Source organism: Streptomyces sp. NPDC059080 (assembly GCF_042739975.1).
GTDB lineage: Bacteria > Actinomycetota > Actinomycetes > Streptomycetales > Streptomycetaceae > Streptomyces > Streptomyces benahoarensis.
The window spans coordinates 47,411-58,505 of the sequence record NZ_JBHYGX010000038.1 but is presented as its reverse complement, the minus strand read 5'-3'; the positions used below and the strand labels follow the sequence as shown (position 1 = coordinate 58,505).

The following is an 11,095-nucleotide window of genomic DNA, read 5'->3' as shown; positions in this document are numbered from 1 at the left end:
GGCGCCCCCCCCCCCCCCCCCCGCCCGCGCCCCGGGGGCCCGGGGGGCCGGCGCGCCGGGGGCCCCCGCCCCCCCCCGACCCGTACGGGGAGTCCGTCCCGTAAGGGGGCTCCGCCCGGTACGGGAACCGCGCGCGGACGACGAAGCCGCCCTCGGAGGTGTGACGCGTCTCCAGCGTCCCGCCGAGGCTCTGCGCCCGCTCGCGCAGCCCCACCAGCCCGTGACCGCCGCCCGGCAGCGCCGGAGCCGACGCCGAGGCGTCCGGTGGCCCGTTGCGGATCTCCACCCGTAGGCCGCCCGTGACCGCCGCGTCCGTGGCCCGCCCGGTATCCGGTGCCTCCAGCGGATCGATCCGGACCAGGACCCGCGCCCCCGGGGCGTGCTTACGGACATTGGTCAGCGCCTCCTGGACGGTACGGAACGCCGCCCGCTCCACCGTCTGCGTACCCCGTGCGCCCGCCACCACGCCCGGCTCGTACGTCACGTCGAGGCCGCTCATCCCGATCAGCCGGGGCAGCTCCGCGAGGTCGGGCTGCGGCGCCGGGCGGCGTGCCTCCTCCGGGCCGCCGGCCGTCCGCAGCACGCCGACCATGTGCCGCAGTTCCTCCAGGGTGCGTACCGACAGTTCCCGGATGGTGCGCGCCCCGTCCCGGGCCGCCTCGTCGCCCGTGCTGACCTGTACGGCGCCCGCCTGGAGGCTGATCAGGCTGACCTGATGGGCGACCACGTCGTGCATCTCCCGGGCCAGCCGGGCGCGTTCGGTGGCCTGCACCCGGTCGGCCAGCAGCCGGTCCTCGCGGCGCAGACTGCGGGTCAGCTCCTCGACCCGCGCCGCCAGCTCGCCCCGGGTGCGCACCAGCAGCCCCAGGGTGATCGGCGCCGCCGAGGTGACGCACGCGTCGATCAGCACCAGGGTGTTCTCCCGGTACGCGGTCAGTTCGAGGTCCGAGAGCGGATACGGGAAGAAGTGCGCGGCGATCAGCAGCGCCGCGCAGATCCCCAGCCGCAGCCGCCCCGGGCGCCGCGCCGCCACCGTGTAGAGCGCGATCATCGGCGCGAACCAGATGTAGCCGATGTACAGCCCCGGGAGCGTGAAGAGGAAGACCAGCAGCGGGAAGCGGCGGCGCAGCAGCAGCGCGGCGGCCGCGACCAGCGACACGGCCAGCTCCAGGAGCAGATGGAGCCCGTTGACGAGGAACGCGTCGGCGATCCCCAGCAGCGCCGGGACGGCCACCGGCGCGGCCCGGCGCAGCCACCGCGGCACCCGCGCACCCGGACCCCCGCGCGTCCCCGGCGCGACGGCCGCGGTCCGCGCCCCCGGTGCCGGATCGTGCCCCCGCGCCCCGGGCACCGCCGGAAGCCGGTCGTCGAGCGCCCCCGGCGCGCCGTGGCTCTTCCGCGCCCCCGGCGCCTCCCCGGAAGCGGGCGCGTGCCGCGCCTCCCCCGTGCCCGCCATCGTCAGCACGTCCCGCGGGGTATACGGGCGACCAGGCCCGCGCGGTCGGCGACGATCGCCGCCTGGATGCGGTTGAGGCCGCCCAACTTGCTCAGCAGCGCCCGGACGTGGTCCTTGACGGTGCTGGGTGCGAGGCCGATCCGGTCCGCGATCTGGGCGTTGGCCAGCCCCTCGCCGAGCAGCGCCAGCACCTCCGACTCGCGCGGCGTCAGGCCCGTCACGGCCCGCGCCGCGGCGGCCTGGTCCTCGGCGGTCAGATAGCCGCCGATCACCGCCCGGGTCACCCCGGGGTCCAGCACGCTGCCGCCCGCCGCCAGCGTCCGCACCGCGCGCACCAGTTGCTCCGGCTCGGAGTCCTTGAGCAGGAAACCGGCGGCGCCCTCGCGCAGCGCCGCGGTGAGGTACTCCTGGGCGTCGAAGGTGGTCAGCATCGCCACCACCGGGGGCTCGGGGGCGGCGCGCAGCTGCCGCAGCACCGTCAGCCCGTCCACGTCCGGCATCCGGATGTCCAGCAGGACGACCTCGGCGCCGCTGCCCAGCACCGTCCCGACGGCCTCGGCGCCGCCGCAGTCGGCGACCATCTCGATGTCCGGGGCGGTGCCCAGAATCATCCGCAGCCCCGACCTGACGAGCCGCTCGTCGTCCACCACAGCGACACGGATCACCGGGCGCCCCTCTCTCCTCGCACGTTCCCGCCGGGCGCGCCCACCGGCCGCACCCGCGCCCCGCCCGCCCCGGGAGGCCGCCCTCCGGTGGCCCCGTACCCCCGCCGACCGGCGGGGGTACGCCCGGGACCTCGGGACGATGCCTCACCGGGGCGTAAACCGGCAGAGTGCCTTCATGCTGCACCACCGACCGGGCCACCGGCACGGGAGGCGGTGCAGCTCACAGCGACGGCCGCCGCGGCCCCCACACGCGGCGGCCGCCTCTGCGCGGGCCCCGCCGCCCGCACCGGCGCCCGCCCGCGCCGTACCGCGCCCCTCAGCGCCCCGCGGCCGCCGTCCGCAGACTCTCGCCCCGCGCCCCGCCGTACGGCCCGCCCGGCTGCCCCGAGGACAGCACCACCACCGACGTCATCGCCGCCAGGCCGTACGCCGTCGTCGCCAGCCACAGCGCGCCCTGGGGCGTCTCCAGCGACCGGTTGAAGTAGTCGGTGACGGCCAGCTGCACCACCGCCCGCACCGTCAGATAGAGCTGCACCGCCCCGTATGCCAGCAGCGCGCTGCGCACGTCGCACCGGGCGTCCCAGGCCAGCGCCCCCAGGATCAGCAGGACCAGCGCCGCGCCCGCGGAGGCGAACTCCGGGGGCGCCGCGAGCCCCACCGTGCCCGTCGCGGACGCGTCGACGGCCGCCCGCAGGAACCGCCCCGGGTGCCCGAACGCGAGCATCGGCCCCTGCACCGTCCACGCCAGCTGGACCACGCCCATCACCAGGAACAGCACCCCGCAGATCTGTGAGGGGCGCCGCCGGGCGCCCGGCGGCGCGTCCGGTTCGCCGGGCGCCCCCCGGCGCGCGTCCCCGGCCGGCAGCAGCGCCCCCAGCACCACCAGGGCGGTCACCAGCCCCAGGCACCGGGTGGCCAGCAGCCAGCCCCACTCCGGGGCGGTCACGTACCGGGCGCGGTAGGCCGCGTCGCACAGGCCGACGGCCTCCCGCAGTACGGCCGCCAGCAGCACCCAGCCGAGCAGCAGTGCCGCCGCCCGTGCCGCGCGCCGCCCGGCCAGCGCCGGACCGGCGACGCCGAGGAACGCCGCCGTGAACGCCCACTCGTACGGCCCGAGCACCGGCACCTCCCCGGGGAACGCCGGGTGGAACAGTTCCTCGACGAAGTCCCAGACGCCGCCGCCCCCTTGGGCGACGCCCCGTACCGTCCAGCCCGCCATCGCCAGCCCCAGGAGCCCCAGGCACAGCCCCGCGGCGCGGTAGCGGCCCCGGTGCGCCGGGTCGGCCCGGCCCGGATCGGGATCCGGGCGGACGTCCACCGCGCCGTCGTCCTGCATCACCATGCCCCAGACCCCCCGCTCCGCCCGCCGGCCGCGATAACCGGACCGTCCCGTACCGCAGCCTCACTGTGCCAAGGACGGCAGGAGCGGCGGGGGAGGTTCCCTGCCGTGTCGGAGCGTGGGCACCGCTTCCCCCGGGTCCGGCGTCCGAAGGCGTCGCGGACGCCGAACTCCCGCCGTGGGCTGGCATGATGCGGCCATGACGGAAACGGGGGAGGCGCCGGACGGCCGGGCCGCGCACCACGGCGACGTCCGCCTCACCCGGCGCGGCCGGATCGCCGTGGGGACGCTCGCCGCGGGCGTCGTGGCGGCGCTCGCCGCGGTGCTGGTCAGTGCCGCGGGCCCGTTCGGCACGGACGGCGCACGCCGCGCCGCCCCCGGCGCGTCCCGCCCGCCGCGCGCCGCCCCCACGCCCCCGCCCACCACCCCCGTCGTCCTCGACTGGGAGGTCCACCACGAGCGCAGGCTCCGCGCCTGGCCGGCCGTCCCCACCACGTACGCCACGGTCGTGCACGACGACGGCGACGCCTCGTACCGCCGCCGGGGCAGCCGGATCGTCGAGTACGTCGTCCCCGGGGACGACAGCAACCGGCTGCGGCTCACCACCTACGCCCACCGCCCCCGGACGCTCGCCGCCTGGGGCGTCCAAGAGGCGGCGCGGTTGCGGGAGTACTGGCCGGACGCCGAGGTGCGCACCGAGCCGGCCCGCTTCCGGGGCAGCCCCGCGCTCCTCCTGGACGCCACGTACACCTTCTCGCCGCAGACCCCCACCAAAACCCGGCGCCTCCAGCTCCTGACCACCACCGCGACCGGCCGCTCCTACGACCTGTACGTGGAGATGCCCCGGGTCCCGGCTGCCGAGCACGTCGGCCGCGCGGTGTTCCGGGGCGCCCGCGACCGGCTCCGCCTCGACGGGCCTTAAGGGGGTCTTCCCGATCTCCGTGGGGCCGTGGCTGACCACGAATATCGAACGGACACCCCCTTAGGGGGCGTCCGTAAAGTCCCCCTTGGCTCGCAATGGGACTTTACGGACACGCCTGAGGGCGACCCGGACCCGGGCCCGGCCCCGTACCCCCGCATCGTCGCTGACCAGCACCGTTGCAGCCACCCACCGCTGGCACCGTTCGAACGGCGACGAAAAGGTATTACCGCCGGGTACACAAAGCGGTTGCGGCCCCATTACGCTCGCCCGCATGACGGACTCGCAGGACACCGGAACAGCCGACGCCGAACCCGAGGCGGCTGCGCCCGCCGCGGCCGTGCCCGCGCCCGCCGGGGCACCCTCCGCCAGGCCCGCCGGGGCGCCCGCCGCCACGTTATCCGCACCCGAGGGCGGCAACCCCGTCGCCGCCACCGTGCCCGGTGCGCGCACCGCCGCCGACGTCGTCGTCCCGGAGGTCGTCGCGCAGCTCGTCCGTGGCGCCGTCGGCAGCGGCCGCACCGTCAACCACACGCCGTTCACCGGCGAGAAGCTCGCCGATCTGCCCGAGTCCACCCCCGAGGACGTCGCCGCCGCCTTCGACCGCGCCCGCGCCGCCCAGGAACGCTGGGCCAGGGTCCCCCTCAAGCAGCGTGCCGCGGTCCTGCTCCGCTTCCACGACCTGATGCTGCGCCGGCAGGCCGAGGTCCTCGACCTCATCCAGCTGGAGACCGGCAAGACCCGGCTGCATGCCCACGAAGAGGTGCAGGCCGTCGCCGTCGCCGCCCGCCACTACGGCCGCAAGGGCCCCGCGTACCTGCGCCCCAAGGGCCACACCGGTGTCATCCCGATCCTGACCAAGGTCAGTGAGCTGCGCCAGCCGCGCGGCGTCGTCGGCCAGATCGCTCCCTGGAACTACCCCCTGGAGCTGTCCGTCGGCGACGCCCTGCCCGCCTTCGTCGCGGGCAACGCCCTCGTCATGAAACCGGACACGGAGACCGCGCTGACCGCCCTGTGGGCCCGGCAGCAGATGATCGAGGCGGGCCTCCCCGAGGATGTCTGGCAGGTCGTCATCGGCGAGGGCCCGGTCGTCGGCCCGGCCGTCGTGCGCCACGCCGACTACGTCTCCTTCACCGGCTCCACCCGCACCGGCCGCGAGGTCGCCCAGGGCGCCGCGGCCCGCCTCGTCGGCGTCTCCCTCGAACTCGGCGGCAAGAACGCCATGCTGGTGCTGGCGGACGCCGACGTCGAGAAGGCCGCCGCCGGTGCCGTCCGTGGCTGCTTCTCCTCCGCGGGCCAGTGCTGCATCTCCATCGAGCGGCTCTATGTCCACGCCTCCGTCGCCGACGCCTTCCTGGAGAGCTTCGCCGCCCGCACCCGCGCCATGCGGCTGGGCACCCAGCTCGCCTACGGCGCCGACATGGGCTCGCTGGCCGGGGCCCGTCAGCTGGAGACCGTCAGCCGCCATGTCGAGGAGGCCGTCGCCAAGGGCGCCCGCGTCGTCGCCGGTGGCCGTGCCCGCCCCGACATCGGCCCGTACTTCTACGAGCCGACCGTCCTCGACGGCGTCGGCGAGTCGATGACGGTCTGCGCCGAGGAGACCTTCGGCCCGGTCGTCTCCGTCTACCGCTTCGACGACGAGGACGAGGCCGTCGCCCGGGCCAACGGCACGCCGTACGGCCTCAACGCCAGCGTCTGGACGCGTGACTCCCGCCGCGGCCGCGCCGTCGCCGCCCGGCTGCGCGCCGGGACGGTCAACGTCAACGAGGCGTACGCCGCCGGATACGGCAGCGTCCGCTCGCCCATGGGCGGCATGGGCGACTCCGGTCTCGGCCGCCGCCACGGCTCCGAGGGCGTCCTGAAGTACACCGAGGCGCAGACCATCGCCCAGCAGCGGGTGATGCCGCTCGGCCCGTCCCTCGGCCTGACCGACGAGAAGTATGCCGACCTGATGACCCGTGGCTTCAAGGCGATGAAGATGTTCCGGCAGCCCTGATGTCTCCGGCGGGGGCCCACCGCGGCCCCCCCCCGCCCACACCCAGGAGAGCCCGTGCCGCAGAAGAATTCCGCCCGCCACCCGCTCCCCGGGCAGCGCCGGGACCCCGACCGCCCGTACGACTACGACGTGCTCGTCGTCGGCTCCGGTTTCGGCGGCGCGGTCTCGGCCCTGCGGCTGACCGAGAAGGGCTACCGCGTCGGCGTCCTGGAGGCCGGGCGCCGCTTCAGCCGCCAGACACTCCCCAAGAACTCCTGGGACCTGCGCAACTACCTGTGGGCCCCGGCCCTCGGCTGCTACGGCATCCAGCGGGTGCACCTCCTCGGCAACGTCATGGTGCTGGCCGGTGCCGGTGTCGGCGGCGGCTCCCTCAACTACGCCAACACCCTCTACGTCCCGCCGCCGCAGTTCTTCCGCGACCAGCAGTGGGGCCATCTCACCGACTGGCAGGACGAGTTGGCGCCCTACTATGACCAGGCCAAACGGATGCTGGGCGTCCGGCTCAACCCGACGACAACGCCGTCCGACGTCCACCTCAAGGAAGCCGCCGAGAAGATGGGCGTCGGCGACTCCTTCCACCTCGCGCCCGTGGGCGTCTTCTTCGGCGACGGCAAGGACGCGGACGGCGCCAGCCGCGCGGAGCCCGGCGGTCAGGTCCACGACCCGTACTTCGGCGGCAAGGGCCCGGCCCGCGCCGCCTGCACCGAATGCGGCGAGTGCATGACCGGCTGCCGCCACGGCGCCAAGAACACCCTCAACGAGAACTACCTCCACCTCGCCGAACAGGCCGGAGCCGTCATCCACCCGATGACCTCCGTCGTCACCGTCACCGAGGACTCCCGCGGCGGCTTCGCCCTCGGCACGTTGCCCACCGACGACAAGCGCCGCGCCCGCGCCCGCGTCTTCACCGCCCGCCGCGTCGTCCTCGCCGCGGGCACCTACGGCACCCAGACGCTGCTGCACCGCATGAAGGACAGCGGCCTGCTGCCCGGCATCTCCCCGCGCCTGGGCGAGCTGACCCGCACCAACTCCGAGGCGCTGGTCGGCTCGCAGACCAACGACCGCCGCTACCGCAAGAAGTACGGCACCCGGCCCGACTTCACCCGAGGCGTCGCGATCACCTCGTCCATCCACCCGGACGAGAACACCCACATCGAACCGGTCCGCTACGGCAAGGGCTCCAACGCCATGGGGTCGCTCTCCATCGTGCAGGTACCGCTCGCCGCCCGCCGGGGCCGACGCGCCCTCGCCTGGGCGGTCCGCAGCCTGCGCCACCCGGTGCAGACCGCACAGTCGCTCTCCAACCGCCGCTGGTCGGAGAAGACCATCATCGGCCTCGTGATGCAGTCCCTGGACAACTCCCTGACGACGTACCGCAAACCGTCCGGCCCCGGAAAGGGCCTGCTCACCGCCCGCCAGGGCCACGGGGCCCCCAACCCGGAGCAGATACCGGAGGCGTACGAGGCGGCCGGGCACCTCGCGAAGGCGATCAACGGTTTCCCGGGCAGCAACGTCGGCGAGCTGATGGGCACGCCGCTGACCGCGCACTTCCTCGGCGGCTGCCCCATCGGCGAGGACGCCGGCCACGGCGTCCTCGACCCGTACCACCGCCTCTACGGCCATCCCGGGATCTCCGTCGTCGACGGAGCCGCGGTCTCCGCCAATCTGGGCGTCAACCCGTCCCTGACGATCACCGCGCAGGCCGAGCGGGCCATGGCGTTCTGGCCGAACAAGGGCGAGGACGACGCGCGCCCCCGCCAGGGCGAGGCGTACCGGCGCCTCGCGCCCGTGGAGCCGCTCGCCCCCGCCGTCCCGCCGTCGGCCTTCGGCGCCCTGAAGCTGCCGCTCCTCGCGGTTCCGCTGGTCCCGCCGAAGCGCACGCCCGGCGAGGGCGCGGAGCCGGACGGCGACTGATCCCGCCGGGCGCGCGAAGGGCCCCGTGATGCCGTCCGCGAGGGGGGTACGGACGGCGACGGGGCCCTTGGCAGCCGGTGCTCGCGACAGGGCGGCGCGGGCACCGGGGAGCGGCGCCGGGGGGAAGCGCCGCGGGATCGGTGGATCGTGGCGGATGAGCGAGGTGCGCCGGAGGCGGGAGTGTCGTGAGGGATGCGTCGTGTCGGATGCGGCCGGTCCCGGGCGTCCCCAGGACCGGCCACCCATCGACGTGACCGGGCTGCTGTCCCCTGCTGACCGGTCACCTCACCGGAGCGAGGTCCCACGACGCGGGCCGCCGAGCGGCCGGCGTCTCATCCCTCCGGCGTTCCGCCCCGGGGGCGGCGTCTACGCGTAGTCCTGCCTCCCGCGCCTGGCTGACGCGGCACACGGCACAACGAAGCGGCTCCGTGGCTGGTCACGCGCCGTACGGGTGAGAGGCCGCCCGAACTCAGATCCGCCCGCTGCGCCCGGCGCACGCGCCCCTTCCGCGCGCCGGTCCGGCCTCTCAGACGCGGCCGCGGGACAGCTCCAGCAGGGTCATCGCCAGCGCGGTCCCGGCCCGGCCGAGCTGCCCGCGGTAGTGGTCGAGGATCTCCATCTCGCGGGAGAGGTTCACCCGGCGCCCGCCGGACGCGATGCGCTCGCGCTGGATGACGGCGGAGACCGCCATCCGCTCCTGGACGAGGCCGATGATCCGGCCGTCGAGGTCGTCGATCCGCCCGCGCGCATCGGTGATCACCCCGACCGCCTCCGGGGTACGCGCCCCGGTGTCGGCGGCGGGGGCGGTCGCGGTGGTGTCGCTGCTCATGTTCGGGTCTCTCCTGGGGGTCGGTGGCCCCCGGAACCGACGGGCGGACCGGGAACGACACAGGCGCCCCGGGCCTTGTCGGCCCGGGGCGCCTGGGAAGTCGCTGGTCAGTCGATCAAGCAGCGCGTCCATGGCAGCCGGCCGGGCCGGTGCCATAGGTAAAGACGGAGGTCAGCTGCTTGGACATGGCGGTCAGTATGAGCCCGTTAGAATCGAAAGTCCAACCCCTGCTCCACACCGCCGGAAGGCCGCCGAAGTGCCATCAGCGCCCCCCGCCGCCCCGGACGTCGTCCTCGTAGTCGACTTCGGCGCGCAGTACGCCCAGCTCATCGCCCGCCGCGTTCGCGAGGCGCGGGTCTACAGCGAGGTCGTCCCGTCCACCATGCCGGTGGCCGAGATGCTCGCCAAGAACCCCAAGGCGATCATCCTCTCCGGCGGACCTTCGTCGGTCTACGCCGAAGGCGCCCCCAGCGTCGACCGCGCACTGTTCGAGGCCGGTGTCCCGGTCTTCGGCATGTGCTACGGCTTCCAGCTCATGGCCACCACCCTGGGCGGCACGGTCGACAACACCGGCGCCCGTGAGTACGGCCGCACCCCGCTGGCCGTCTCCGGACCCGGCTCCACCCTCTTCGAGGGCACCCCCGTCGAGCAGTCCGTCTGGATGTCGCACGGCGACGCCTGCTCCGCCGCCCCCGAGGGCTTCACCGTCACCGCGTCCACGGACGTCGTCCCGGTCGCCGCCTTCGAGAACGACGAGAAGAAGCTCTACGGCGTCCAGCACCACCCCGAGGTCATGCACTCCACGCACGGCCAGCAGGTGCTGGAGCACTTCCTCTACCGCGGCGCGGGCATCGAGCCCAACTGGACGCCCGGCAACATCGTCGAGGAGCAGGTCGCGGCCATCCGAGCCCAGGTCGGCAGCAAGCGCGCCATCTGCGCCCTGTCCGGCGGCGTGGACTCCGCGGTGGCCGCCGCCCTGGTCCAGAAGGCCATCGGCTCCCAGCTGACCTGCGTCTACGTTGACCACGGCCTGATGCGCAAGGACGAGACCGAGCAGGTCGAGAAGGACTTCGTGGCCGCCACCGGCGCCCAGCTGCGGGTCGTCGACGCCTCCGAGCGCTTCCTGGGCGCCCTCGCCGGGGTCTCCGACCCCGAGGAGAAGCGGAAGATCATCGGCCGGGAGTTCATCCGGGTCTTCGAGCAGGCCCAGCTGGAGATCCTCCAGGAGGAGGGCCCCGAGGTCGCGTTCCTCGTGCAGGGCACCCTCTACCCGGACGTCGTCGAGTCCGGCGGCGGCGAGGGCACCGCGAACATCAAGTCGCACCACAACGTCGGCGGTCTGCCGGACGACATCGAGTTCGAGCTGGTCGAGCCGCTGCGGCAGCTGTTCAAGGACGAGGTCCGCCTCGTCGGCTCCGAGCTGGGCCTGCCGGACGAGATCGTCCAGCGCCAGCCGTTCCCCGGCCCCGGCCTGGGCATCCGTATCGTCGGCGAGATCACCAAGGAGCGTCTGGACCTGCTCCGCGAGGCCGACGCCATCGCCCGCGAGGAGCTGACCGCGGCCGGTCTCGACCGCGAGATCTGGCAGTGCCCGGTCGTGCTGCTCGCCGACGTCCGCTCGGTCGGCGTCCAGGGCGACGGCCGCACCTACGGCCACCCGGTCGTGCTGCGTCCGGTCTCCTCCGAGGACGCCATGACGGCGGACTGGACGCGGATGCCGTACGACGTCCTGGCGAAGATCTCGACCCGGATCACCAACGAGGTCGCGGACGTCAACCGCGTCGTCCTCGACGTCACCAGCAAGCCCCCGGGCACCATCGAGTGGGAGTGACCCGCTGACCGGTCCGCCGGTCCTCCCGCACGCCCGACGCCGACGCCCGCGCGCCGTGGGTGCGGGGGGGGCGGGGGGGTTGGGGGGGCGTGGCGGGGGCGGCGGGGGCCGGGGCCGTACCCGGGGGGGGGGGCGCGCCCGGCTAC

Annotated in this window: 8 protein-coding genes; 4 read left to right on the top strand and 4 right to left on the bottom strand. The window is 74.8% G+C overall.

All coding sequences use genetic code 11. The features are described from left to right. The 3 genes from ACFWWQ_RS24170 to ACFWWQ_RS24160 form a co-directional block, all read right to left on the bottom strand. Positions 1 to 1,456: sensor histidine kinase (locus tag ACFWWQ_RS24170; protein WP_384599757.1), on the bottom strand; the 1,456-nt coding region annotated here is incomplete at its 3' end. Positions 1,457 to 1,458: 2 nt separating this feature from the next. After that, positions 1,459 to 2,121, bottom strand: coding sequence for a response regulator (locus ACFWWQ_RS24165; RefSeq protein WP_384599739.1), 663 nt, complete (start codon positions 2,119 to 2,121; stop codon positions 1,459 to 1,461). Positions 2,122 to 2,437: 316 nt separating this feature from the next. Further along, positions 2,438 to 3,463, bottom strand: a complete 1,026-nt coding sequence (locus tag ACFWWQ_RS24160) for a hypothetical protein (protein ID WP_384599736.1) — start codon at positions 3,461 to 3,463, stop codon at positions 2,438 to 2,440. Positions 3,464 to 3,659: 196 nt separating this feature from the next. Between ACFWWQ_RS24160 and ACFWWQ_RS24155 the strand changes: the two genes are divergently transcribed. From ACFWWQ_RS24155 to ACFWWQ_RS24145, 3 genes are all read left to right on the top strand, one after another. Then, complete coding sequence (locus tag ACFWWQ_RS24155) at positions 3,660 to 4,382, top strand: hypothetical protein (protein WP_384599733.1); 723 nt, start codon at positions 3,660 to 3,662, stop codon at positions 4,380 to 4,382. 271 nt (positions 4,383 to 4,653) lie between these two features. Then, positions 4,654 to 6,375, top strand: coding sequence for a succinic semialdehyde dehydrogenase (locus ACFWWQ_RS24150; protein WP_384599730.1), 1,722 nt, complete (start codon positions 4,654 to 4,656; stop codon positions 6,373 to 6,375). A gap of 54 nt (positions 6,376 to 6,429) precedes the next feature. Next, complete coding sequence (locus ACFWWQ_RS24145) at positions 6,430 to 8,289, top strand: GMC family oxidoreductase N-terminal domain-containing protein (protein ID WP_384599727.1); 1,860 nt, start codon at positions 6,430 to 6,432, stop codon at positions 8,287 to 8,289. A gap of 526 nt (positions 8,290 to 8,815) precedes the next feature. Here ACFWWQ_RS24145 and ACFWWQ_RS24140 read toward each other — a convergent pair. Beyond that, on the bottom strand, positions 8,816 to 9,118 hold the full coding sequence (locus ACFWWQ_RS24140; protein WP_384599723.1) for a chorismate mutase: 303 nt from the start codon (positions 9,116 to 9,118) through the stop codon (positions 8,816 to 8,818). Positions 9,119 to 9,374: 256 nt separating this feature from the next. On the opposite strand from ACFWWQ_RS24140, the gene guaA reads away from it, so the two are divergent. After that, the gene (guaA, locus tag ACFWWQ_RS24135) at positions 9,375 to 10,949 is read left to right on the top strand and encodes a glutamine-hydrolyzing GMP synthase (protein WP_384599720.1); all 1,575 of its coding nucleotides are present in this window, start codon (positions 9,375 to 9,377) and stop codon (positions 10,947 to 10,949) included. The last annotated feature ends 146 nt before the right edge of the window (positions 10,950 to 11,095 follow it).

Excerpts from the sequence above, each read along its gene's own strand:
- ACFWWQ_RS24140 (WP_384599723.1), bottom strand. The coding sequence starts at position 9,118 with ATGAGCAGCGACACCACCGCGACCGCCCCCGCCGCCGACACCGGGGCG.
- ACFWWQ_RS24150 (WP_384599730.1), top strand. The coding sequence starts at position 4,654 with ATGACGGACTCGCAGGACACCGGAACAGCCGACGCCGAACCCGAGGCG.
- ACFWWQ_RS24155 (WP_384599733.1), top strand. The coding sequence starts at position 3,660 with ATGACGGAAACGGGGGAGGCGCCGGACGGCCGGGCCGCGCACCACGGC.
- ACFWWQ_RS24160 (WP_384599736.1), bottom strand. The coding sequence starts at position 3,463 with ATGGTGATGCAGGACGACGGCGCGGTGGACGTCCGCCCGGATCCCGAT.